This window comes from Neorhizobium galegae (assembly GCF_017877055.1).
GTDB lineage: Bacteria > Pseudomonadota > Alphaproteobacteria > Rhizobiales > Rhizobiaceae > Neorhizobium > Neorhizobium galegae_D.
Genome location: NZ_JAGIPG010000004.1, coordinates 370,260 through 394,405 on the forward strand (window position 1 = coordinate 370,260; position 24,146 = coordinate 394,405).

The window sequence follows — 24,146 nt, forward strand, 5'->3', positions numbered from 1 at the left end:
TCCTCAGTCGCGGCCGAGAATGGCGATGGAATGGTTGGAGGCAACGGCGCTGACATTCGTCACCAGGCTGAGTTGCGCATCCGGCACCTGCCGATCGCCGCATTCGCCGCGGATTTGCCGTGCCGCCTCGATGATGTGATTGATGCCACCTGACGAACCGAAGGAGAGCAGGCCGCCGTTTGTGTTGATCGGCAGTTCGCCGCCAAGCTCGATGCGCCCGCCTTCCGCAAACGCCCCGCCTTCTCCCTCGGCGCAATAACCGAGCGCTTCGAACTGCATCAGTACGGTGATGGTGAAACTGTCGTAAAGCTGCGCGACGTCGATATCGCTCGGCTTCACTCCCGCGCGGCCGAAAGCTTCCTTCGCGGCGACGGACTGGACGGAGCGGGTAAGGCTGTACCGCGACTTGTCCTCTGGCCGGGCGCCGGTCGCCCGGGCCAAGTGGGCGAGGTGATAATAGGATTGCGCTTGGCCTGTGCCGAGAATGCGGACCGGCTTCGCCTTCAGGTCGCGCGCCCGTTCGAGCGAGGTGATCAGGATCGCGCCGGCGCCGTCGCAGATCGGGCTGCAGTCGAGCAGGCGCAGCGGTGTGCTGACCATCGGCGAAGCTATGACGTCGTCGATCGTGATCGGATCGCGCTTGAATGCCTTGGGGTTCATCGAGGCGTGCTTGCGGCAGGCTACCGCGATCGCCGCCAGCTGTTCCGATGTGGTGCCAAATTCATGCATGTGACGCTGCGCCATCATCGCATAGACGCCCGGCACGGTGATGCCGAAAGGCACTTCGAATTCGAGCGGATGGGCGCCGTAATCTATATAGGCTTTGAGACCGGTGCCCTTAGGCACGCCGCTCAATGTTGTGTCGCCGCGCAGCAGCAGCACCGCCTTGCATAGCCCGCTTTCCACGGCCCATTTGGCGACTTGCACGCCGTTTAGATAGGATTGGCCGCCCGTGCGCAGCGTATCGCAGAACGTCTTGCAATGAAGACCGAGATGCTCGCCGATGATCATGTGGTGGCGAATATTGTCGTTCAGGAACGTGCCAGAGGTCATCAGGCCATCGATATCGTGCTTGTCGATGCCAGCATCCTCGATCGCAAGCATTGCCGCTTCAATATGGAGTTCGGTGGGATTGGTGCCGACGAGACGACCGACGGGCGGTTCGCCAATGCCGGCTATGACGGCTTCGGAGCCTGGATGAGGCATGGTCTACTCCGGGATGTGAGATATCGTCGCCGGCGCGCGGCCAGCGGAAAGTCATGTATCGTGAGGTTGGAAGGGGCCGTGTCAGCCGGCCCCCGATTTCGTTTCAGCTCTTCGGAATGCCCGCGGCTTCGATGATCTCGCCGTAGCGCTTGCGTTCGGTATCGGTGAAGGTCTGGTATTCGGCCGGCGTAGCGGTCGCGTAGACCTCGCTACCGGTCTTATCCAGCGCGGCGATGACGCCCGGATCCTTCAGCGCCCTGTTGATGGCGTCCGCAACCTTGTCGACGATGGCCGATGGCGTGCCGCTGCGGGCATAGACGCCGTACCAGGAGTTCAACACCACGTCGAACCCCTGTTCCTTCAAAGTCGGCAGATCCGGGGTGAACTTCGAGCGCTGGTCACCGGCAATGCCGATCAGCTTCAGTTCACCCGACTGCAGGCCCGGCTGGAATTGCGCGAGCGAATAGAACATCATGCTGGTCTCGCCGCGTATCAGGTCGAGAACCGACTGGGTGCCCCCCTGATAGGGAATATGGCGCAGCTTGACGCCGGTCTTCAGTTTCAGAAGTTCGGCGCAAAGATGCGCCGATGTGCCAATGCCGGCTGAGGCGTAACTCAGATTGCCAGCCTCTTTCGCCTTCGCGACGAACTTGGCGACATTGTCGATCTTGCTAGAGGTCGGCACAGCGAGGATCATGCTCTGGCCTGCAACGCGCGCCACGGCGGTGAAATCCTTGGCCGGATCATAAGGCAGGGCCTTGAACATGTTCGGGTTGGATACCTGCGTCGCAACCGTGCCCCAGAGCAGCGTATAACCATCCGGTGCGGCCTTGGCTGCGCGTGCCGTTCCGGGGATCGAAGCGGCACCACCTTCGTTCTCGACGATGAACGGCTGTCCAAGATATTTTTCAGCGACCGGAAGCACGATGCGCGCCACGCCGTCTGCGGCAGAACCGGCAGGCAGCGGCACGATCATATGGATTGGACGGTTGGGATAATCCTGCTGGGCAAAGGCAGAATTTCCCAAAGCGAGCACGAAGCTCAGCGACAGGCCCATCAATTTCACGGACATTCACTCCTCCCAAAGTTTCCGCATATCGGAAATATTTCCGTATTTCGTAAGGATGCGCTCCGCATATGGGCTTGTCAACAGGACGCCGACACGTTTTAGCGCGGAACGGCCCAATCTTCCATTTGACATATGTCCCCTCGCCACGCATTTTATTTTCGAATAGTGGAGATTTCTCCGCAATGCGGAAAATGGAGATGCAATGAGCTATTTGGCGAAAGAGGCATTGGCGGATTTATTGGCACGGATCGGCATGTCTTCCGACGCGTCGCCAGGATCGAGCTACGCCTCAGTCGAGTTCACCGGCGCTGACCCCGTCGTGCCGAGTCGTTATCGCCCAGGCCTTGCCTCGGCAGTAGCACTGGCGGCGAACGCGGTCGGTATATCGGAGATCTGGCGGATGCGCGGGGGGCGAACGCAGTCGATCGGCGTCGATTTGCGACGTGCAGCAGTACCCGGTCTCAGAACGGTTTCCTATCTGCGTCGCGACGGCCATCCGTTGCAGTTGCTGAGACCCGCTTCAGAGGACAAAGTCTTCTTCGAAACGGCTGACGGGCGGCGGATGTACCTGCTGCGGCACGCCTTCTACCATGAGCATTTCAGCCGCCTCCTGGCTTTCCTCGACTGCTCGTCCACGACGGAATCGATCGAGAGGGCTGTCAGCCGCTGGAGATCCGACGATCTGGAGGAGGCGTTGGCCGAAGCAAAGGCGATCGGCGCGATTGCCCGTACGCAGGATGAGTGGCTAGGAAGTCCGCAAGGCCGGCATCTTGCGAGCCGTACGCCTGTCGAGATTGAAAAGATCGGCGACGGGCCGGCCATGCCTTTTGAGGCCGGCGACCGGCCGCTTTCCGGCATCCGTGTTGTGGATATGGGCCATGTGCTTGCCGGACCGGTCGTCTCCCGCCAGCTCGCGGAGCAAGGTGCCGATGTGCTGCATATCTCGGCGCCGCACCAGCCAGACCCGACCCATATCGTCGTCGATACCGGGCTCGGTAAACGCTCCGCTTTTGTCAATCTCGACAGTCCCGGCGAACTCGAGCGGTTCCGCGAGCTGGTCGCAGGATCGGATGTCTTCGCCCATTCCTGGCGGCCGGGTTCGCTTGATTCACGTGGGCTTAGCCCACAGGCGCTGGCGAAGCTTCGTCCGGGCATCATCTATGTCTCGGTCAGCTGCTATGGATACGATGGCCCCTGGGCCAGCCGCGCCGGCTATGATCCTCTGGGCCAGGTCGTGAGTGGACTTGCCGTAGGGGAGGGAAGCATTGATAGACCGCAGCTCGCATCCACCTTCACGCTGAACGACTACCTTGCCGGTTATCTCGGTGCCGCAGGCGTCACCAGCGCGCTTCTGCGCCGGGCGCGAGAGGGCGGCAGCTATCACGTCAAGGTATCGCTCACGTCCTGCTCCATGTGGCTGCAGGAACTTGGCCAGCTTCCCCGCGAGGAGTGGCCGGATGGATTGCACGGCATCAGAGCATTGCCCCGGCCGGCTGACGACGAGCTTACCATCAGCAATACGGCGTTCGGTGCGATCGAGCATCCGCTGCCGATCGTCCGTTATTCGGAGACGCCCGCGCGCTGGGATATTCCGCCGGAACCCGCCGGTGCCTCCCAGCTTACATGGGGTTAAGGTTTTGCGTTTGCTCTTGACGGCTCAGCCGGCATGGGGCGAATGAGAGAAAAGTGAATATCAGCGAGGCAATCGGTGAGCAGCAGTCTTCCTGAAGACGACGATCCGGACTTCATCAAGTCCTTGGCAAAGGGGTTGGCGGTCATTGAATCGTTCGGACCCAACTCGCCGTCGATGACCTTGAGTGCGGTTGCGCAGAAAGTGGGCCTGAGTCCCGGTTCCACACGCCGCGTGCTCGTGACGTTGTCGAAGCTCGGTTATGTCATCTATGACGAGAGCGACCGCCGCTTCCATCTCTCCGCCCGCACGTTGCAGCTCGGCTATTCATACCTCGCCTCGCTGCCGGCCTTCAGCCTCATCCAACCGCGGCTCGTCGAACTTTCCGACAAGCTCGACGAGTCCTGTTCCGTCATGACACTCGATGGCCGCGAGGTCGTTTGCATCGCCCGCGCCACCGCAAAGCGCCTGCAGCGCGACTACATGTCCGTCGGCACGCGATTTCCGGCCAACGCCTCGTCCTCCGGCAAGATCATGTTGAGCGACATGTCAGAGGCCGAATTCGCTCAGCTTTACAGCAATGATGATGTCCTGCCGGCGGTAACACCGTTTACGATCAACGAATTGCCCAAACTGCGAGAGCAGATGGAGCAGGCGCGTCAGCAGGGCTGGATCTACACGAACCAGGAAACGGCCCTCGGCATGGCCTCGTTGGCGGTGCCGATCCGAGTCGGTGGACGAGTACGCTACGGCCTGTCGACCAGCGCCACGATCACATACGACGGGCCAACCATAGTCGACAAGTATTTGCCGGAATTGCTCAAGGCCGCCAAAGCCATGCAAGGCTTTTTTGCAACCCGTTCATGATGCGGCTCTGGCAGATTTCTCTGCTTCGGATCAGGTCCTTATCGGCAGCTCATCTATGCCACGCCTTGATGGTATCATGGTGTGTTTCGGCCGTTTCATTGCAGGACTTAGTCAAGCCTGTTTTATAAGTGCCGGGGTCATGGTCGTTTTCGACGTCTCGTGATGATGCTCGGGTCGGATGCCACAACGTGTGGAGCGCTGTGCGATCGTAAGCGCCATCAACCGAGACAACAAGGTCACCACAACCACCGTCTCGGCTGGACATCAAAGGCCTAATTCGACCCTGCGATTCTCGGGTCAATGTTAGACGAGGATCAAGCCGTTTCCTTGCTCCACTGGAATGAGGTGCCATCCAAGCCCATTTGAGCAGCCGGATTACCACTTATCAGTCCTGGGCCGCCTGTGCCTTTTTGGAACTGCAGGTCGACGGTTCCAATCTCATCCAATCCTCCACCAAAATGTCTCGCAGAACGGACGATCGAACCCGGCATTATGGGCGATGATCAGATCGGCTGGATCGATCAGGGACCGAAGCGCCACCTTGTCGATAACCTCACCCGCCACCATGTCGTCGGTGATGCCGGTGAGCCTGGTAATCTCGGCAGGGAGAGGCCCGCTCGGTTTCTGTAGGCCGCCGTAAATTCCCGTGATGTCGCTGATGGCGCCTTGCTCGTCGAATGTGAAGGCGATGACGCCGATTTGCATCGAAACCGTTCCCAACGTTCGATGTGACGACTGCCCGGTCTGTGATGGCCGGGCATTTTTTTGGTCAGCGATCTTTCTATCGCAAGCCCAACCCGTATCTTACCCGTGGTTACTGATAACCGACGCTGGCCACAGATGCGGGAACCAATGGCGGCCGATCATCACGGTAAGGATAAGCCCCACTCCACCGTACAGTGTTGCCGCCCACGAGAACCCGACGCTGTCGATCAACGGTCCGGACACCAGGAGGCCGATTGGCAGACCGTAAACGGCCTGCATCCTGATCCCCATGATCCGACCGAGAAGGTCGGGATGCACCCCACGTAGCAAAAGAACAGATAACGGCAGGAGACATAGGATCGAGGCTGCGCCAATCATCGCAAGGACAGTCAATCCCATAAGCATGCTTTCAGTCTGACCGAGCAATAATATCAGGCAATGCCATACGGCGCCGAAGACCAACATCATCCGGGCCGGTCGCACGGAATGGCCCAAGTGGCCAAGCAGCAACGAGGCCGCCAATGCTCCGATGCCGGTTGCGGCTGTCAGATAGCCCAAGCCGGCCTGGCCAGCCTGATACACTTCACGTGCGATGTAGGGCAGAAGGCCCAAGGTGAACGGGAAGGCCATCAGGTTCACCAGAAAAGCCAGTAGCATCGCCGCAAGGTGGGGCGGAGAGTTTCCCAGCGCTCTCAAGGCATCGATGAAATCCTTTACGGGCGTGAATGGCAGCACAACCCCGCCAGCCGGGGGTTTGGAAGATGGTTGATGGATGCCAACCATCAAGGCTGCGCTGGCAAGATAAAACACGACAATGAATGGGTAAGCCCATTGGATGCCGAGGAGCGCAACCACACTCGCGCCGGTCAATGCTCCGACAATCCGGGCGGAATCGGTGGTAATCCGCGACAGGCTGATCGCACTCATGAGACGGTCACCTGCCACCATCCGGCTTGTCAGCACGTTTCGCATGCCCATGTCGGAAGGCCGTAGAAGGCCAGCGAGTCCGGCTATGACAAGAGCTGACAGAGGCGAAAGGGTACCAGTTAATGCCAAAACGGCAATCACTACAGCGAGCAGTGCATAAGTGGTTCGCATGTAAAGAATCACGTTGCGATGCCCAAGTCGATCGCCGGCCAGGCCAAAGGCAGGGGCGATCAGCGTTCCGAAATACTGCAGCGAGGCGAAGAGTGTGAGCAACGGAACTGAGTTCGTTTCAATGAAAATGAACCACCCCAAAATGATGGTTTCCATCTCCGTCGCGCAGGACGTCATCAGATCAGAGGACCATTGGAAACGGTAATTACGAACCCCAAACGGGGAAAGCATGGAGGGCCGTTCAGTCATCTTCATCTATTCGCAAACTTCCCGCCTGGTTAATTGCCGCTTGCCGTCGTTCAGCTTCCGAGTGTCGCCTGGAACTGAATTGGGGTTTGGCGGCCCCGACCAGCCGCCAATAGATGAGCAAGCTGCTCTATACTCGTGCAGCGAAAGCGGGACGACGGGATCCCATCTTGAGCAGAAAGTAGATCGCCCCGCCGATCGCCACTCCGAAGAACCATCCGTAGGTGCCCCACCACGATGGCAGGATCGACGTGAAGGTCGGCAGGATTGAGGAGAACAACGCGCCGATCGCCAAGGCGATGAAGGCTGCGCCGTGCCAACCGTTCTGATAGCGGAACTCTCCGCCCTCATTGTAGAGCGCGCCCACATCCAGCTGGCTGCGGCGGATCAGATAATAATCCACCATCATGATCCCGAAAATCGGCCCCATCGTCGAGCCGATGAAGTTCACGAAATGGGCAGCACCCGTTTCCCACGGCGCGAATGGATAAAGGAGCAGCGCAATCAGCGCGGCGATATATCCGCCTCGCTTGAAGCTGATATGCCGTGGGAAGACATTCGCAAAATCGAAAGCCGGAGATACGAAATTGGCGACGACGTTGATGCCAAGCGTTGCTACCGCGAATGTCAGAGCGGCGAGAAGGGCAAGGAACCAGCTGTCGAACTTTGCGGATATCTGCTCGGGGTGCAGGAGAACCTCGCCGTAAACGGCAAAGGCTGCCGTTGTCGTGACGCCAGCAACGAGGCAAAAGGCGAGTAGATTGATCGGCAGGCCCCAGAGATTACCCTTGCGAAGCGCCTTCTCACTCGTCGCATAGCGTGAGAAATCACAGAAATTGAGATAGAGCGCTGCGAAATAGGTGATCCAGGTTGCAGCGACCGCCGCCAGCGCCGCAAACGAGCCGGGCTCGCCCGGAACGCCGGCGTCCTGGGTCCTCTCGATCAGTACTTCGCGTGGTATTTCTGATCCGAAAGAGAACGTGCCCGATTTCACCACCAGGTAGACTGCAAGGATCGGCATCATGACCCACACGGCTGGACCGGCCCAGTCCTGGAATTTGCGGACCGTTTCCATGCCGCGCTGGATGATCAACAACTGCAACGACCACACAATCACGAAGCAGATAAGTTCCAGCGTCGAGTGACCGAGCATGTGGCTGTTCTGATGGAAGGCAAGCAGACCGTCGTTGCGGATCAATAGCGCAACAATTGCACCCGAGGCCGCAGCGGTTTGCGCTCCATACCAGAAGCAGGCGACGATGGCGCGCACAAGCGCTGGCACGTTGGCCCCGAATGTGCCGAACGACGCTCGGGCAAGGACGGGAAACGGCACGCCGGTGCGGACGCCCGCATTGCCGACCATGCTCATGAGGACGAAGATCACCAGCGACCCGATACCGATCGCGATGACGAAGTTGATGAAGCTGCCGCAAAGAAGAAACAGGCTGGCGGCGAGATAGTACCCCCACAAGCTATGCACGTCGGACGTCCAGACGTTGAAGATACTGAATGCGCCCCACTTGCGTTCCTCGGCAGGCGCTAGATCCTCGTTGTACAATGATGGTGACGGATTGCTGACTTTCACGACTATCCCTCCTGTGCCTCCTCCAGGCAGGACATAATTGCTCGATTTCCGTTGCTGACCGAGGTACAATAAGGGTTTTAGGTGCTCCTCTCGATATCCGCGTTAGCGGTTCTTCCAGACAGGTTTGCGCTTTTCGGCAAAGGCACGCGGCCCCTCGATGAAATCCTCGGTGCCGGTCAGGTTGGAATGTATCGGGTAGACGGTCCTGATGGCCTCCTCCAGTGTCGGCTTGTCCATCGAGGCATACACGGCCTCCTTGGCGGCACGCACGGCAATGGGCGCCTGTTCCAAAATCTGGTCGGCCCAGGAGAGGGCCGCATCCAGCGCCTTTGACGTCGGGACCACCTCGTTGACGAAGCCGAGCCTGCGCCCCTCTTCCGCCGTGACCCTTCGTCCGGTCAGGATAATTCCCAAGGCTTCCTTTTGCGGGATGATGCGCGGCAGCCGCTGAACGCCGCCACCTGAGGCAATCATGCCCACCTTGCCTTCCGGCAGGCCGAAGTAGGCGTTCTCCGTCGCGATAATCAGGTCGCAGGCCAGCGCCAGTTCGAACCCGCCGCCCAGCGCCAGGCCGTTGACGGCCGCGATTACCGGTTTTGCAAGATCGAAACGCATGGCGAGCCCACCGAAACCGGTTTGAGGCCGCGGCCCTCGTTTGCCGGCGGCCTGGGCCTTCAGGTCATTACCGGCCGAAAAGGCCCGGTCGCCCGCTCCGGTTATGATGCCGATCCACAGATCGTCATTCTCGGCGAAATCATTCCAAACAGCCTCCAGCTCGTGGCTCGCCTCGCGGTTCAATGCATTGGCCACTTCCGGCCGGTTGATGGTGACGATGCGGATATGTCCGCGATCTTCGACCTTGCTGTAAACCAACTCCATCCCATTTACTCCCATTGTCTTGCCCCGAATTCAGGTCGTCGGCGGCGCCCAGTGAATGAGGGTCATTTCCCCACTCGGCCCCGCCGGCACGAAGCGGCCTTCCAGCGCCATGCCGATCGCCAGTTGAGACGGCTCGACGTCGACGACATTGCCGATGACGCGTACATTGGAAGGTTCATCCAAGGTGACGAACCCGACCGTATAGGGCGTGTTGGAAAAGCCCTTCGCGGTCGCGCGTCCGACCGTCGTATGAGTATAGAGTGTTCCCCGTGGCACCACCTCCACCCATTCCAGGCCTGTGGACCGGCAGCTTTGACAGGTAACGCGGGGCGGCCAGCGATGCGTCCCACAATCGCCGCATTTCTGGATTTTCAGCTTTCGTTCGCGCGTAGCTTCCCAGAACGGCGCGAAGTTGGGATCGGTCAGGTCTGGCACCGGAATTTGGTCGAAATCAAACATGTTTTCCTCCAAGAACTGCGAAACTGCCGTCGCCCAGTTGGCCCCAGCCGGTCACGGCAACAAGCCGGGCGTTTTGCACCTGGCGGGCGCCGCATTCGCCGCGCAACTGCCGAACCGCCTCGACGACATGATTGAGGCCCGCCTGATGCGCCTCGGAAAGCATGCCACCATGGGTATTGATCGGGAGCTTTCCGCCCAGGCGGATACCGCCATCGGCGATCAGCGTGGCAGCTTCGCCGTGTCTGGCAAAACCGGCCTCTTCGATCTGATGCAGCACCTCGAAGGTGAAGCAGTCGTAGATCATGGCGGCGTCCATGTCCTCAGGGCCGACGCCCAGGTCCGCCCACACATCGTTGGCTGCCTGGGTAAGTCCTATTTCCAGGAATGGCTCCCGGTTGGATGTGTCGTCGGGAGAGTTTCCTTGCGCCTCGGCAACCGAGAGAATGCGGATATCGCGGCCGTCATTGCGGGCCGAAACGATCACGGCGCTCGCGCCATCCGTTTCAAGGCAGCAATCGAACAGCGTATAGGGATCGGCGATCAGCCGGCCGGCGAGATAATCCTCCATGGTTAGCTCACGGCCATACATCTGGGCCCCGGGGTTCAGATTGGCATGCGCCCGCGCGGCAATGGCGATTTCGCCAAGGGTGCGTCGGTCGAGCCCGTATTCGTGCTTGTAGCGCTGGCACAGCACTGCATAACGCTGAGCCGGGGTGTTAATCCCATAGACATGCTCGAGATGGCGCCGGAACGGTTGACCGGGGAGAAACGAAGGTCGATCCGCCTTGCGTGCTCCGGAGCTTCCCTTCAGCCCGCGAAACAGCAGCACATGCCTGGCCGCCCCGCTCATTACCGCCATGGAGGCGATGCGCAGGGCTGAAACGGCGCTGCAGCCGCCCATGTCGACCGTCGTGCGAAAGCGCGGACTTAGCCCCAGCTCGGCCTGGATGACGTCATCGCCAACATGGCCAGGATAGGGAATGATGCCGTCGATCTGCCTGGGGTCGATCCCGGCGTCGGCGGCTGCGGCTAGCACGGCCTCAATTGCCAGCAGTTCGGCTGACCCATCCGCCTTCCTGCTGTATCGTGTATTGCCGACCCCGATGATCGAGGCTCCGTTGTCTCCACCCGGCACTTGTTTTCCTCCCTTTACCGCTTCAATTCCAGACGACCCGTGCGTCGACGATGGATATGTGGTCCCCCGACACCATCACCGGGTTCAGATCGACCTCTTGCAATGCCTCGCCCTTCTCCTCTGCCCACCGGGCGAAGGCCTCCAGAAACGACAGCAGCGCCTCCCGATTGGCGCCGAGCTGTCCGCGATAGCCGTCCAACAGCGCATTCACCCTATTATTTCTTGACAAAAGATCGCTCAGCATCGCTCGTGTCGTCGGCAGCACCGTTGCGGCGACTTCGCTATGAAGTTCGGCAAGGGTTCCGCCCAGCCCGGTGACGAGAACCAGCCCAAAGGATGGGTCGCGCTTGATGCCGACAAGCAGTTCGATGCCGCGCTCCATCTTCTGAACCAGCACGCGGACATGATTTAACCGCAGGCGATGGGCGATATCCTCGAACGCCGCGGCGGCGGCCTCCACCGCCTTCATATCCTTCAGGCCGACAGCGACACCACCTTCATCGGATTTGTGGTTGAGGTCTGGCGAACTGAGCTTGAGCACCACCGGGAAACCGATCCGTGACGCAGCTGCACCGATCTCCCCAGAATCCAGCGAAGCGACCACGTCGAAAGCGGCACAGGGCAGGCCCGCCTCCTTAAGGTCGCTCAAGGCTTCTGTAACCGTCCAGTGGCCCGAACCGCCAGCCGTGCGCGGGGCAGCGGCGGGTGCCTGTGCCAGGACGTCGATCAACTCCGCTGCCTGTGCCACGTCCCTCTGGTTCTGGCTGAATTTGGCGCAGGCCTCCGCGGCCGCCACGGCGAGGGGGAGGTCATGAAAAGCCGGGACGGAGGCCCGGTCAAAAGTCTTGTGCACGACATCCGTCATCCCGACCCAGGCGACGAAAACGTCCTGGGTGACGGCATCGGCACCCCTGACAATAGCCTCCGCGACCGCCTGCGCGAACACACCACCGGCACCCATCGAGATGAAGATCGTGTCGGTGCCCTCGTCCTTTGCGATTGTGGTGATTGCCTTGGTCATCTTGTCGGGGTTGCGCCACACACCGCCGAGGTCGGCGGGATTATGGACGCCCGGCTGCCCGGTCGCCTCCATCAGCGCCGCGGTCGTCACCGCGGAGAAGCCCGGCAGTTCCCAGCCCATTGAGTATATCTGGTCCGCCCCAAGCGAAGCGGCGCCGCCCGACACCGAAAGCAATGCAGCCCTGCGGTTGCGGGGAAGGTTGTTCCGGCGCGTTGGCCTTTGGGACAGCGTCCGCGCCGTGGCGAAGAATTCGACAAAGCCCTCGGTCTCGATGATGCCGGTTTCACGAGCGAGACCGGAAAACACCTCCCGTGTTCCGGCAACGCGTCCGGTGTGGGAGGCGACGGCCTCACGGCCCTTGCCCGATTTGCCGACCTGCAGCATTGTCACAGGCTTGCCGGCTATTCTTGCGCCTAGTGCGGCACGGCGGAAGGCGGCGCCGTCACTAACCCCTTCCAGAAACAACATGATCGATCGGACTTCCGGGTCATCGACCATGGCTTCCATCAACGGCTCGATGCCGGTCGCGCTTTCGTCTCCCGTGCTGATCATCCAGGAGAAGCCGACGCTCGAATCGCCGAACCATTGCAACATGGCCGAGAGGGTGGCGCCGCTTTGTGAAAGGCAGGCAATGCTGCCGGGAGGAACCCGGCCGTTAGCCGTGCCGGATGCGAAACTTCCATTCAGACTAAGCATGCCGTTCATCACGCCCATGGAGTTTGGCCCGATAATCCTCATGCCGGAGGATCTTGCGATCTGCGCAACCCGCTCGCGAAAAATGCGCCGTTCGTCTTCGTTGCCGCTCTCGGCGGTCACGACCACCGCCGTCGCAACGCCCATTCCGGCAGCCTCCTCGAGGGTCGGGATCACGAACTTTGTCGGCGTTACCACGAAGACGAGATCCGGCGTGGTCGGCAGATCCGAGAGAGAGCTGTAGACCGGCAGTTCATGGAGCCTGGTCCCGGCAAGGCGTGGGTTGACGGGGTAGATCTGCGCCCTTGCGCCACCCTGCACCAGGTTTGCCAGCACGCGAGCGCCATAATAGTTGCCGCCCTCCAGTTCCGATGCGCCGGCGACCGCAATAGCCCTTGGGCTCGATAGGGCTGTCCGGATCTTGGACGAATTCGAGATCATGGGATATCACCAGTTCTGTTCAGACAACGTTGTCTTGCCTTACGGGCGCTTCGCTCCGGTGTCAAGAACGCCTGCTTCATGATTGTGCGTTTTCGCGGGCTCCGAAAGGCGCCATGTCTTGTGGCACAACGCCGTCAAGTCGGGAGAAGGACTCTCTCAGGACCAGCGAATGGGGGATGACTTCGCCCGGGGCGTGAGCGGCCGAGGGGTCGTGGGAGGCAATGAAATCCAAGGCTGCCCGCCCCGCCTGATCGAAATTCATTTCCACGGTGGTCAGTGCCGGGGTGCAGAGCGTGGCAAGCCTTGTATTGCCGAGTCCCATGACGGAAATCCGTCCCGGAATGTCGATGCCTTCCGCACGCAGATGGTTGATTGCGCCGAAGGCAATGGCATCGGACCCGCAGATCAGGGCCGTGAAATCGGGGTTGCGCGTCAGCATTTCGGCGGCACCCAGCGCACCCGCCTCGGGCGTGGATTCGATGTTGGCAATGGCGTAATCCACCGAGCAGCCGGAGAGGTGGCTCGTCATAGCCTGCATGCGAAGCTTGGTCATCTGGTTGCGGGCAGGACCCAGCAAAATGCCGATCTTTGTATGGCCGTTTTCCACGATAAACTGGGCCTTTGTCAGGCCTATGGCTTCGTTATCCGCTGAGAAAACAGGGACTTCGATGTTCCGGGGCATGAGCGACGTGATTATCGTGCCGGCACGCTTCAACTCCTCGACGGTCTCCGCCAGTGCCTCATGATGCGTCCACTGATCAAAGCCGCCGCCGGCTAAAATTATGCCGTCGACCCGGTATTCCAGCAATTTCCGCAGGTATTTGATTTCCAACAGGGGATCGCGCTGCATGTTGCAGACCATGGCGAATGTGGAGTGGGCGGTTTCGGCGCGCTGGGTAACCGTTTCCGCTATCATGCCGTAATGGGCGTCGAGCATGTCGCCGATGACAAGGCCCACGACCCCTTGCTTGCCGCCACGTAGGCGTCGCGCCACAAGATTGGGGACATAACCGAGGGATTTTGCCGCAGCGTCCACCTTTTCCTTGAGCTTGATGTCCACCGGGTAGCCGGATTTGCGCAACACGCGCGCGGCCGTGCTCACGGAAACGTCTGCCGCTTTGGCCACGTCGACCAATGTCGGGTTTCTCGGTTCTCTTTCATCCGCCATCTCGTTGCTTTTCCATCCCCTTGTGCAGCCGTCGTCACGTAACGCCGCAGATTACACATAATAGCATCTAAAACATCATAGACAACGTTGTCCTGCTTCGCTAGTGTTCTCTCCTGGCAAGCTACTGACGGAGGGAGCGTCGGGAGATTTCCAAGGGTTCGGTGCTTCGTGGCGTAGCGATGCTACCCGGATGCACGGCGACACATGCTCAAATCGGGAGGAGGAGCCAATGAAACAGATTATCCGCGCTTTGGGGCTGAAGGCGGCTTTCGTAGTTGCATTAGGGGTATCGGGCGGTACCGCCATGGCCCAGGAATATCCGACGCAACCCATCAAATTCATCATTCCCTATGCTCCGGGCGGCGGCACGGATGCGGCGGCTGCGGTATTTTCCGACAAGCTCTCGCAGATGCTGGGTCAACCGATCGTCAAGGAAAACCATCCCGGCAGCAATTCCGTGATCGGCACCGCCTTGCTGTCGCAGGCCAAGCCGGACGGCCACACCCTGATGGTGGTGACGGGGGCGATCGCCAACAACCCATTCTTGTACGCCAATCTTCCCTACGACACCAACAAGCTGGTCCCGGTGTCTATCCTGACCTCGTATCCTTTTGTTCTCGGCGTCCGAAGCGACTTGCCTTTCAAGGACATGAGGGAACTGATCGCCTATGCCAAGGCCAATCCCGGCAAGTTGACGGCGGGTTCTTCAGGCCGTGGCTCCGGCGCCCAGCTGGCCCTGGGGCTGCTGAACAGCACCGCCGGCATCGAGATCCGTGAGATCCCCTTCAAGGGGGCTGGCGAAAGTCTCAACAACGTCGCCGGTGGGTTTGTCGACATGGTGCTTTCCGGTTACGAGACAGTGCGCCCCTTTGCCGAAGGCGGCAAGATGAAGTTCTTCGCCCATACCGGCACCGGCGAGATGGGCACGGAGAAGATCCCGCCCATCGCCGACTCCGTTCCGGGCTACGAGTACCAGAATTGGCTGGCACTGATCGCCCCTCCGGAAACGCCATCTCAGATCACCGACAAGCTGAATAGCGCGCTGACGAAGATCTTTGCGGAAAAAGAGGTGAAGGATCGACTGGCCGGCCAGAACATCCAGGGCATCGCAAGCACGGCCGCCGAGGCAAAATCCTATCTCGAAACGGAGATGGCGAAGAGCAAGACCATCATCGAGAATATCGGCCTGAAGCCCGAGTAAATCGTGACCGGAAGAGGCCGGGCCGCGTGCTCAAGGCATTTGGCCCGGCCTCGAAGCTTGCTCCACATATGCCAGTGAGGTTCTCAAGGTGATCTTCAAGACGAACGGGCGGGCCGATATCGAGGCCGGATTATTCTTCACTTTTTTCGGCGCCGCTACAGCAGCGCTGTCGCTGCAATACCGGATGGGCACGATAGCCGCGATGGGACCCGGGATGTTCCCCTTCATTTTGGGGTCGATTCTGGCCGTTCTGGGAGCCATCATCCTGGCAAAAGGGATACTGGGTGGAGGCGAGAAGGCCAGGCCGCTGCCGCTCCGGCCGACGATCCTGATCAGCCTGTCGATCCTGGTATTCGCATTTCTGCTGCTTACGGTGGGTCTGCTTGTCGCTCTTCCGGTCCAGGTCGCAATCGCCATGTGGGCGTCGGAGCATTTTACCTGGAAACGGGTAATCGCGCTCAGCCTCGGGTTGCTCGCCTTCTGCTACGGCGTGTTTGTCTATTTCCTCGGCATGTCTGTGCCCTTGCTCGCGGTTTGACCCATGGAATTCTTCAATAACCTCGATATAGGCTTCCACGCGGCGCTCTCGCTCAACAACCTCCTCTTTTGCTTCATCGGTGTCCTGGTTGGCACCGCGATCGGCATGCTTCCAGGGCTTGGCCCGCTGGCGACCATCGCCATGCTGCTGCCATTGACCTATACGCTCGAGCCAGTTTCCGGCCTGATCATGATCGCCGGCATCTATTACGGCGCGCAGTATGGTGGCTCCACCACCGCGATCCTGGTCAACTTGCCCGGTGAGTCCTCCTCCGTGGTATCTTGCCTCGACGGGCACCAGATGGCGCGCAGGGGCCGGGCCGGCGCCGCTCTGGCCATTGCCGCGTTAGGGTCGTTCTTCGCCGGAACGGTCGCCACGCTGCTGATCGCCGCGTTTTCGCCCGTGTTGGCGGAAGTAGCCTTTCTGTTCGGACCGGTCGAATATTTCGCGATGATGGTGTTGGGGCTCACCGCCGCCACGCTGCTGGCCCACGGTTCCTTCATCAAGGGCGTCGCCATGGTCTTGACCGGGCTGATCCTCGGTCTAGTTGGCGCCGATGTGAACAGCGGAACCTATCGCTTCACCTTCGGATCCTTCTCGCTCACGGAGGGAATCGAATTCGTTGCCGTGGCCATGGGGCTTTTCGCCTTCACCGATATCGTCGCCAATATTCGCAGCAATCAGACCCGAGAGGTCACGGCCCCCTCTCTGCGCAGCCTGACGATGACGGCCAAGGAATTCAAACAATCCGTGTTTCCGGTCCTGCGGGGCACCGCCATCGGCTCGCTGCTCGGCCTGTTGCCGGGGGGCGGCGCCATGATCTCGTCGTTTGCATCCTATGCCGTCGAGAAGCGTGTCTCCAAGAAACCCGAGGAATTCGGCCATGGTGCCGTGGCCGGGCTTGCCGGTCCGGAAGCCGCCAACAATGCCGGCGCTCAGACCTCGTTCATCCCCATGCTCACCCTCGGTATTCCCAGCAACGGCGTCATGGCGCTGATGATCGGCGCGCTCATGGTGCACAATATCGCACCCGGCCCCTATGTGATGGTGTCCAATCCGGAAATCTTCTGGGGCCTGATTGCCTCGATGTGGATTGGCAATGCCATGCTGGTAGTGCTGAATCTGCCTCTCATTCCGTTGTGGGTGCGGCTTATCCAGGTCCACTACTGGGTGCTCTTCCCGATCATTCTCGCCGTCTGCTGCGTCGGATTGTTCAGCATCGAGAACCGGGTCCTGCCGATCTACATTGCCGCCGGCTTCACCGTGCTGGGCTGCCTGTTCTGGCGCATGCGGGCGGAAGCGGCGCCGTTGCTGCTCGGTTTCATCCTCGGTCCCCTGATGGAGGAGCACTTTCGCCGATCGCTGCTCCTGTCGAACGGTGATCTGGCGATATTCTATCGCAGCCCGCTGTCCGTGGTGATGTTGTCCGTGGCGGCCGTCATGTGCCTGATCATCGTGCTGCCGCAGATACGCCAAGGGCGCAAGGTCGCCTTCGAGGAAGAGGCTTGAGCGGCACGACATCCTAACCAAGGGTTTCGTCCATTTCGGACGCTGCCCCGCCCGGAGAGCTGCCCCGCGAACATCCAGAGGGTTTTTTAATGAGATTTGTGAGTTTCAGTCACCACGATCGGCAAGGTTTCGGTCTATTGAGGGGGGATCGCATTGTCGATCTCACCGGCAAGCTTTCGCCTGACGTGGTCACTTTGAAGCAGGCGATCGCGGCTGGACTACTTGCGCAGGCCGGCACATGGCAAGAGTCATTGGACGACATACCTGTGGAGCAGGTCCGGTTGCTACCGGTCGTTCCCGACCCGGGAAAGATATTGTGCATCGGGCTCAACTACGAGGATCACCGTGCCGAAACCGCGCGTCCGACTTCAGGATTTCCGACGGTCTTCACGCGCTTTGCCGAATCACAGGTCGGCCACCGGCAGGCTCTGCACAAGCCCGCCATTTCAGACCGTTTCGACTACGAGGCTGAACTCGCCATCGTCATCCGCGCCGCCGGCTATCAGGTGCGCGAGGAACACGCACTTGATCTGGTCGCCGGTTATGCCTGCTACAACGACGGCTCCGTGCGCGACTGGCAGCGCCACACCAGCCAGTTCACGCCGGGCAAGAACTTCCCTGCCACCGGCGGATTCGGGCCGGCGCTCGTGACGCCGGACGAAGTCGGCGACTACCGGCAACTGCCGATCCAGTTGCGCCTCAACGGCCAGGTCATGCAGGATGCGAAGCTATCGGATCTGATTTTCCCGATCGAGAAATTGATCGCCTATTGCTCGACATTCACCCCGCTTGCGCCCGGCGACGTCATCGTTACGGGAACGCCGGGAGGCGTCGGCGATCGGCGGCAACCTCCAGTCTATCTTAGGGACGGAGACTGGATCGAGGTCGATATCGGTGTCGTGGGCTGCCTCGTCAATCCGGTCATCACACCAAAGGCAGGCGCGGGCACCTGACGCCACCTGCGGCCCGAGGCGAACCAGCTCATCTTCTTGCGCGGCGGAACGGAACAACATGCAAAAGGTAAATCTCGGACGTACCGGCCTGGATGTCAGCGTGGTTGCCCTTGGTGCCGGCGGACCTAGCCGCCTTGGTCTAAAAACAGGCTCTTCTGAGCAGCACGCGATTGATCTGGTACGCGCCGCCGTAGATCGGGGCGTGACGATCCTGGATACCGCCCCTGTTTATGGCACGGAGCCCGTCGTGGGGGCGGCACTTGCCGAATTGCGCGACCGTGTCGTCCTGTCGAGCAAGCTTCGCCCGACCCTGCCGGGCTCGTCCTATGAGAGCACTGATTTCATCGAGCCGTCGATGGTGTTGCAAAGCGTCGAGGCAAGCCTTCGTGCGCTTGGCACGGAAAAGATCGACATTCTGCATCTTCACGGTGTGAGGCCCCACCAATATGCCTATTGCCGGGACCATCTGGTGCCCGAGATGCAGCTCTTGCAGGAAGCAGGGAAAATAGGATTCCTCGGCATAACAGAGGCCTTCGGCGTCGATACCAAGCGGGAGGTGATGAGGCAGGCGGTTGATGACGACGCCTGGGATGTGCTGATGCTGGGGCACAACTATGTGAATCCCTCTGCCGCGCAACTGATCCTGCCTCAGGCCAAGGAGAAGGGCAAAGGCGTGATGTGCATGTATGCCGTCCGGGGCGCCCTGGCCCATGCAGAGGGTTTGCGCAATCTGGTTCAACATTTGGTGGCACAAGGCGAGGTGGAGGCCGGGGTCCTGGACGCGGCCGAGCCGCTCGACTTCCTGCTGGCGCCAGGCATCGCTCGATCCTATACCGAGGCGGCTTATCGCTTCTGCCGGCATACCCCCGGCATCGATGTGGTGATGACAGGTACCGGAAGTATAGCTCATCTCGATGAGAATATCGAAGCGATACACGGCGCCCCGCTTCCGTTGGAGATTCTAAAATGCCTGTCGGACGCATTTGGCCGCGTTCGTACGGCCACCGGTGACCCCGTGTGAACGCCCCCTGCCACAGCAAACGGCCTGGAGCCTGCGATGACGTGCGCGAGCTGTAACCGGAGGCGGGTTTGACAAGAAGATTCACGCCCAAATGGCAATTGCCGAGCTTCGCCGTCAGCACCTTCGTGCTCCATGTCATGCTCCACCAGGTGGTGATCATGGTCGCGCGGGTGACGACGTCATACAGGATCGTCGAGATGGGTCTGTCGGACCTCTATATCGGCGCCGTGGGGGCCGTATTTTCGCTGCTGCCGTTACTCCTCGCCACGCGCGTGGGCTCCAGGATCGATACGAATGGCGCGCGCGGCGCATTCCTGCTGGGTGCCGGCTGCGTGCTGATATCGGTCTTTGGGCTGTTGGTTGCCGGAAACTCGGCCCTTGCTCTCCTTGGCTTGACTGCGTTTCTCGGCACCGGGCATCTGCTCTGCCTGCTGTCGCAGCACGCCACGGCGGCCGATCAGCCCACCGATGCCCTTCGCGAACGTATGTTCGGTCACTACACCGCGTTCATTTCGTTTTCCCATATTGTCGCGCCTCTGGTGGTTGCCCTGTTTGCCGGCGCGGGAACAGTGCCTCATACGGGGCGCCTGTTCGCGGCGGCGACGGTGGTGGGCGTAATAAGCCTTGGCTGCGTCCTGCTGATGCGGCCCGCCGCCAGGACGGCCGTCGACAGCAAACCCGAAATCCAGCTTCCGGTTCGCCAGTTGCTTGGCCAGAAAGGTGTGGTCTCCGCCATACTGGCCGGAGTCGGGGTCATATGCGCGGTCGACCTGCTAGTGATCTACCTGCCCGTGCTTGGTGCACAGGCGCTGATCCCGGCCACCACCATCGCCACTCTGCTGATGGTGCGGGCGCTGGCTTCGCTGCTTTCGCGTCTGTGCTTCGGCTGGCTGCTTTCCCGGCTTGGCCGCCGTGTCCTGCTGGTGGGGGCACTGCTGGCGACGGGCCTGGGGCTGACGCTGCTTGGTCTGCCGCCATCGGAATGGGTGTTTGGATTGGCCTTGGTGCTGATCGGGATTGGCATCGGGCTGGCCACGCCGATCTCGATGTCCTGGGTCACCAGCATTGTGCCCCCGACGAGCCGCGGACTGGTATTGTCGCTGCGCCTCACCGGCAATCGCCTGGCGCAGTTCCTGTTGCCCATGTCGGTCGGCGTGGTTGCCGCCGGGGCAGGTGTCTCGTCGGTGTTCCTGCTCCTGTCGGTAGGATTGTATGGTCTTGCCTATTGCAGCCACTCGGCCCTGCGAACCGATACGAGCCAGCCCTGACGCTGGCCCAACGGGCCATCTGGCAGTGGTTGTGACTATTTAAAGGACGACGTGGTTAAAGGTCAGGCGGTGATGGCCCCGGTTGTTAGGAGAAGATGGAGATACCGCATATGCGCGACCGGTCGTAATAAGTTGGGGAGCTGCATCCCTGGCGGCTCGAAAGTCAGGATAGTGTTCCACGAGTGCGCTCTAAGGATCTGCGAACTAACGGTTTAGGACCAGTTAGCGATTTTGGGCACCGGTCACCGGTTCGGATCCATTCAAGGCCTCCCAACTTAGTTGCCGCCTTTGAGGTTTCGGCTGCCAGGATCAGTTGGTATTTCACTGTTTTTTAATCAAAGCCCCTCTAAATTAAGGGGTCCGTATGAAGATGGACTCACCTGTTCCCTATTGCAATGAATCTGCATGAAGCGGGAGCCCCCCGCCCTGGAGAATATGGTGTTTGTCCTTATTGCTAACCTTCGGACCATGATCAAGCTTGTCGCATCGTTCAGCTTAATCCTCCTTGTTGGTCTTACCGTCAATCTCGTCACAGTCAATTCGTCTACCACTCAGCAGGAGGCGACCGTCTGGACCGAGCATACGTATCAAGTTCTTAGAGCAGTTGACGGTATGATCGCTGGAATGGTCAATCAGGAGACCGGCTTGCGGGGTTATTTGCTGGCGGGGGACGAAAAGTTTCTCGATCCTCAAAAAGCTGGCGAAGCTCAGTTCAGGGCAGCCTTCGAACAGACCAAAAGCCTGACCTCTGACAATGCTCTTCAGCAGAAGAGGCTGACGGACCTTGAAGGCCAGGTGAAAGGTTGGAGCCGGGAGGTTATGAGCAAAGAAATCGCGCTGATGCGCGATGCCAAAACCGTTGATCAGGCTCGGGCGATGGAGGTCTCAGGCGCAGGCAAGACTTACATGGACTCCATCCGCGCGATCGCGAAAGAGATATCCGACGAAGAAGCCTCGCTGCTTGACGAGCGCGCCGCGGCCTCTGCAAACGCAGCCAACCACACGTTCTGGAGCATTGTCGTTGGCCTCGCGGCCACTATCATTGTCATTGCCGCTTCACTGTTGCTATTGTCGGCGACAATGATCCGCCCCATTCAGGCGATAACCGCCTCAATGAAAAGGCTCGCAAGCGGTGATGCCGAAACGGCCATTCCGTTCGCCGGTCGGGTCGATGAGATCGGCGAGATGGCGGCCGCCGTCGAGGTGTTCCGAACCAACGCGCTAGAAAACCGCCGGTTAGAGCAGGAAGCGAACACCCAGCGGTCGCAATCGGAAGAGCAGCGTCGCCGAACAGCGGAGCAGGAACGTCTTCGGGCCGAAGCCATGGCACAGGCAACCTCGGGCCTGGCCGAAGGGCTCAAGCAGCTTGCCGCTGGCAACCTGTCTTTTGAGCTGTCGCATTCTTTCGCCCAAGAGTTCGAGAGCCTGCGAGCCGACTTCAATCAAGCGGTCGGGCAGTTGAAGGACACGATGTCGTCCGTCGCGGAAACGACGAATTCGATCGACTCCGGTTCGCGCGAGATCAGCCAGAGTGCTGATGATCTCTCAAAGCGCACCGAACAGCAGGCAGCCTCACTGGAAGAAACCGCCGCAGCGCTCGACGAGATCACCGCCAATGTCGCCAGTTCTTCCAGGCGTGCTGAAGAGGCCCGCACGGTGGCGATCCAGGCAAACGACAGCGCCCGCCTGTCGGGTGCTGTGGTCGCGAATGCGGTCGATGCCATGGGCAAGATCGAGCAGTCATCGAACCAGATCTCCAGCATCATCGGCGTGATCGACGATATTGCCTTTCAGACCAACCTTCTGGCGTTGAACGCTGGTGTGGAAGCTGCACGCGCCGGCGAAGCCGGCAAGGGCTTTGCGGTTGTTGCGCAGGAAGTGCGCGAGCTCGCGCAGCGGTCAGCCACGGCTGCCAAAGAGATCAAGGATCTCATTCGCAACTCGTCCGTGCAAGTCGGCAACGGCGTGCATCTTGTCAGGCAGACGGGCGAAGCGCTCAAGACGATTGAGGCCTATATCGTCACCATCAACCAGCATATGGATGCGATTGCGACCTCATCGCGCGAGCAATCGGTGGGTCTGTCGGAGGTCAACACTGCGGTCAATCAGATGGACCAGGTGACCCAGCAGAACGCCGCCATGGTGGAAGAGGCCAATGCGGCCGGTGCAACACTCGCCACCGAGGCGGGCCGCCTGCGCGAGCTCGTCTCGCGATTCCATGTGGGCGCTGCACCTTCCGACCATGCGCCGCCCCGCAGCAGGCCCTTAACGACGAGCAGCGAATCGGCGCCCGTCACTTCGCCTGCCCGCGGGATGGTGAACAAGATCGCCCGGGCATTTACCGGCAAAGGCTCTGCAGCCGTTGCCGCCAATAACGAAAGTTGGGAAGAGTTCTGATCAGGCAGTGGGAACGGGAGCTATAACAGCTCCCGTTTTTGCGATCGCCAGAACAGTGGTCATTTGGAAAGAAAGCCTTTTTTCCACGTCCTCCCGTCAGCGTCCCACCTTGGCCGCCTTTACGATTTAAGCCGAAATGGTCCGATCGAAACAAGCTACGATGAGCTCCACGACCGACTTCATTCCGAATTGGTGCGAGCCGCCAACGAGATTGAGAGCCTGGGCAGATCTGAACGACAGCGTCTATTGGCGCTCGCAGTGACGGCAATCCGAGCTTTGAGGGACACGATCGCGATACCGTCTTCCCAAATTCAGGCCTACAAGATCGGTGCGCAGAAGGCCATTGCTGACCTGATCGTGGGCGGTGAGACCGGTGGTGCTAGTGCATTCGACGCCAGCGGATGGCGTGACAATCCCCGGCGGCTGGCGCGATCTCAATTGACAGGAGCGCCGCTACCTCGCGACAAAGCTCAGCGATAAACCAATCAGCAATGGCGAGGAAGCTAATGCTGCAATCGAGGCAGAGTTGAAGCGTCGGGGATAAGGCAGGCGCTCGTCACGCTGAGTTCGAAGCGCATCGTGACCGCCCTTGAGGCGGTCACCCGTCACTGTGGGCTATGTGAATTTAGAACTCGATCTCAAGTCCATCTTCGCAGAAATCGAACTTGGCGGGTTCAGACTCGCTGCCGTCTGCAAAGTTTGCCTTGACCCATTGAGTGCAGCTTTCGCTATTTGTGCTTTTGTCCCATACGAGATCTACGGTGGTACCTGGTTTGATGCCGCTGCCAATGTCGAAGTATCCCCAGTCCTTCTTGTTTTCCGACACGAGTACTTTGGTAACGGGAGATTTGGTTCCGTTGGTAGCTGTGAAAGAGTACTCTGCTGCATGCGCGCCATTAGGCACAAGCGCAGTCGACGCGATAGTATAAGCAGCGGTAGCAAGAGCCAGACGTATGCCATTGAATTTCATATTCGGTCCTCGGGGGTTGTGAGATGGGTGCTGATCCTTCTTGCACTCTATTTTCACTGAGTCCACGGGAATAAATACAACTGCGCC

The 24,146-nt window shown here is 60.0% G+C and carries 19 protein-coding genes and 1 pseudogene; 9 read left to right on the forward strand and 11 right to left on the reverse strand.

Annotated features, from left to right (window positions below; genetic code table 11):
• Positions 1–3: 3 nt before the first annotated feature.
• On the reverse strand, positions 4–1,206 hold the full coding sequence (locus tag J2857_RS25085) for a thiolase family protein (RefSeq protein ID WP_210012808.1): 1,203 nt from the start codon (positions 1,204–1,206) through the stop codon (positions 4–6).
• Between the two features lie 103 nt (positions 1,207–1,309).
• Positions 1,310–2,278: a Bug family tripartite tricarboxylate transporter substrate binding protein gene (locus tag J2857_RS25090; protein WP_210012809.1), complete on the reverse strand. Its 969-nt coding sequence runs from the start codon at positions 2,276–2,278 to the stop codon at positions 1,310–1,312.
• A gap of 199 nt (positions 2,279–2,477) precedes the next feature.
• Here J2857_RS25090 and J2857_RS25095 point away from each other — a divergent pair, with 199 nt between their 5' ends.
• Positions 2,478–3,908, forward strand: coding sequence for a CoA transferase (locus J2857_RS25095; protein ID WP_210012810.1), 1,431 nt, complete (start codon positions 2,478–2,480; stop codon positions 3,906–3,908).
• Positions 3,909–3,983: 75 nt separating this feature from the next.
• Positions 3,984–4,772 carry an IclR family transcriptional regulator gene (locus tag J2857_RS25100; protein WP_210012811.1) on the forward strand — a complete coding sequence of 263 codons (789 nt, stop codon included), beginning with the start codon at positions 3,984–3,986 and terminating at the stop codon, positions 4,770–4,772.
• Positions 4,773–5,228: 456 nt separating this feature from the next.
• On the opposite strand, the pseudogene J2857_RS25105 reads toward J2857_RS25100, so the two are convergent.
• From J2857_RS25105 to J2857_RS25140, 8 genes and pseudogenes are all read right to left on the reverse strand, one after another.
• Positions 5,229–5,477, reverse strand: a pseudogene (locus J2857_RS25105) (3'-5' exonuclease); the annotation flags it as partial.
• A gap of 99 nt (positions 5,478–5,576) precedes the next feature.
• Positions 5,577–6,830: an MFS transporter gene (locus tag J2857_RS25110; protein WP_210012813.1), complete on the reverse strand. Its 1,254-nt coding sequence runs from the start codon at positions 6,828–6,830 to the stop codon at positions 5,577–5,579.
• A gap of 121 nt (positions 6,831–6,951) precedes the next feature.
• Entirely contained in the window at positions 6,952–8,406 is a 1,455-nt protein-coding gene (locus tag J2857_RS25115) for an NCS1 family nucleobase:cation symporter-1 (protein WP_210012814.1), read from the reverse strand.
• 102 nt (positions 8,407–8,508) lie between these two features.
• Positions 8,509–9,285 carry an enoyl-CoA hydratase-related protein gene (locus J2857_RS25120; RefSeq protein WP_152564419.1) on the reverse strand — a complete coding sequence of 259 codons (777 nt, stop codon included), beginning with the start codon at positions 9,283–9,285 and terminating at the stop codon, positions 8,509–8,511.
• 30 nt (positions 9,286–9,315) lie between these two features.
• Entirely contained in the window at positions 9,316–9,744 is a 429-nt protein-coding gene (locus J2857_RS25125; protein WP_051904132.1) for a Zn-ribbon domain-containing OB-fold protein, read from the reverse strand.
• Positions 9,737–10,879, reverse strand: a complete 1,143-nt coding sequence (locus tag J2857_RS25130; RefSeq protein WP_037085049.1) for a thiolase family protein — start codon at positions 10,877–10,879, stop codon at positions 9,737–9,739. Before J2857_RS25130 ends, J2857_RS25125 begins: the two co-directional genes overlap by 8 nt.
• A gap of 22 nt (positions 10,880–10,901) precedes the next feature.
• Positions 10,902–13,034, reverse strand: a complete 2,133-nt coding sequence (locus J2857_RS25135) for an acetate--CoA ligase family protein (protein WP_037085048.1) — start codon at positions 13,032–13,034, stop codon at positions 10,902–10,904.
• Between the two features lie 76 nt (positions 13,035–13,110).
• Complete coding sequence (locus tag J2857_RS25140; protein WP_306875983.1) at positions 13,111–14,160, reverse strand: LacI family DNA-binding transcriptional regulator; 1,050 nt, start codon at positions 14,158–14,160, stop codon at positions 13,111–13,113.
• Positions 14,161–14,431: 271 nt separating this feature from the next.
• Here J2857_RS25140 and J2857_RS25145 point away from each other — a divergent pair, with 271 nt between their 5' ends.
• From J2857_RS25145 to J2857_RS25175, 7 genes are all read left to right on the forward strand, one after another.
• A complete protein-coding gene (locus tag J2857_RS25145; protein WP_210012816.1) occupies positions 14,432–15,403 on the forward strand; it encodes a Bug family tripartite tricarboxylate transporter substrate binding protein in 972 nt (323 codons plus the stop codon).
• A gap of 88 nt (positions 15,404–15,491) precedes the next feature.
• Complete coding sequence (locus J2857_RS25150) at positions 15,492–15,941, forward strand: tripartite tricarboxylate transporter TctB family protein (protein ID WP_051904130.1); 450 nt, start codon at positions 15,492–15,494, stop codon at positions 15,939–15,941.
• A gap of 3 nt (positions 15,942–15,944) precedes the next feature.
• Positions 15,945–17,450, forward strand: a complete 1,506-nt coding sequence (locus J2857_RS25155; protein WP_037085043.1) for a tripartite tricarboxylate transporter permease — start codon at positions 15,945–15,947, stop codon at positions 17,448–17,450.
• A gap of 89 nt (positions 17,451–17,539) precedes the next feature.
• Entirely contained in the window at positions 17,540–18,403 is an 864-nt protein-coding gene (locus J2857_RS25160) for a fumarylacetoacetate hydrolase family protein (RefSeq protein WP_210012817.1), read from the forward strand.
• Between the two features lie 58 nt (positions 18,404–18,461).
• Complete coding sequence (locus tag J2857_RS25165; RefSeq protein WP_037085039.1) at positions 18,462–19,424, forward strand: aldo/keto reductase; 963 nt, start codon at positions 18,462–18,464, stop codon at positions 19,422–19,424.
• 68 nt (positions 19,425–19,492) lie between these two features.
• Positions 19,493–20,692, forward strand: coding sequence for an MFS transporter (locus J2857_RS25170; protein ID WP_152564418.1), 1,200 nt, complete (start codon positions 19,493–19,495; stop codon positions 20,690–20,692).
• 405 nt (positions 20,693–21,097) lie between these two features.
• Positions 21,098–23,089, forward strand: a complete 1,992-nt coding sequence (locus tag J2857_RS25175; protein ID WP_245363808.1) for a methyl-accepting chemotaxis protein — start codon at positions 21,098–21,100, stop codon at positions 23,087–23,089.
• A 625-nt stretch (positions 23,090–23,714) separates the two neighbouring features.
• Here the strand turns inward: J2857_RS25175 and J2857_RS25180 are convergent.
• Positions 23,715–24,059, reverse strand: a complete 345-nt coding sequence (locus J2857_RS25180; RefSeq protein WP_037085036.1) for a hypothetical protein — start codon at positions 24,057–24,059, stop codon at positions 23,715–23,717.
• Between the last annotated feature and the right edge of the window lie 87 nt (positions 24,060–24,146).

Bases quoted from the DNA above. Each gene is read 5' to 3' on its own strand.
- J2857_RS25085 (WP_210012808.1), bottom strand. From the start codon at position 1,206: ATGCCTCATCCAGGCTCCGAAGCCGTCATAGCCGGCATTGGCGAACCG.
- J2857_RS25090 (WP_210012809.1), bottom strand. From the start codon at position 2,278: ATGTCCGTGAAATTGATGGGCCTGTCGCTGAGCTTCGTGCTCGCTTTG.
- J2857_RS25095 (WP_210012810.1), top strand. From the start codon at position 2,478: ATGAGCTATTTGGCGAAAGAGGCATTGGCGGATTTATTGGCACGGATC.
- J2857_RS25110 (WP_210012813.1), bottom strand. From the start codon at position 6,830: ATGAAGATGACTGAACGGCCCTCCATGCTTTCCCCGTTTGGGGTTCGT.
- J2857_RS25120 (WP_152564419.1), bottom strand. From the start codon at position 9,285: ATGGAGTTGGTTTACAGCAAGGTCGAAGATCGCGGACATATCCGCATC.
- J2857_RS25125 (WP_051904132.1), bottom strand. From the start codon at position 9,744: ATGTTTGATTTCGACCAAATTCCGGTGCCAGACCTGACCGATCCCAAC.
- J2857_RS25135 (WP_037085048.1), bottom strand. From the start codon at position 13,034: ATGATCTCGAATTCGTCCAAGATCCGGACAGCCCTATCGAGCCCAAGG.
- J2857_RS25145 (WP_210012816.1), top strand. From the start codon at position 14,432: ATGAAACAGATTATCCGCGCTTTGGGGCTGAAGGCGGCTTTCGTAGTT.
- J2857_RS25155 (WP_037085043.1), top strand. From the start codon at position 15,945: ATGGAATTCTTCAATAACCTCGATATAGGCTTCCACGCGGCGCTCTCG.
- J2857_RS25160 (WP_210012817.1), top strand. From the start codon at position 17,540: ATGAGATTTGTGAGTTTCAGTCACCACGATCGGCAAGGTTTCGGTCTA.
- J2857_RS25165 (WP_037085039.1), top strand. From the start codon at position 18,462: ATGCAAAAGGTAAATCTCGGACGTACCGGCCTGGATGTCAGCGTGGTT.
- J2857_RS25175 (WP_245363808.1), top strand. From the start codon at position 21,098: ATGAAGCGGGAGCCCCCCGCCCTGGAGAATATGGTGTTTGTCCTTATT.
- J2857_RS25180 (WP_037085036.1), bottom strand. From the start codon at position 24,059: ATGAAATTCAATGGCATACGTCTGGCTCTTGCTACCGCTGCTTATACT.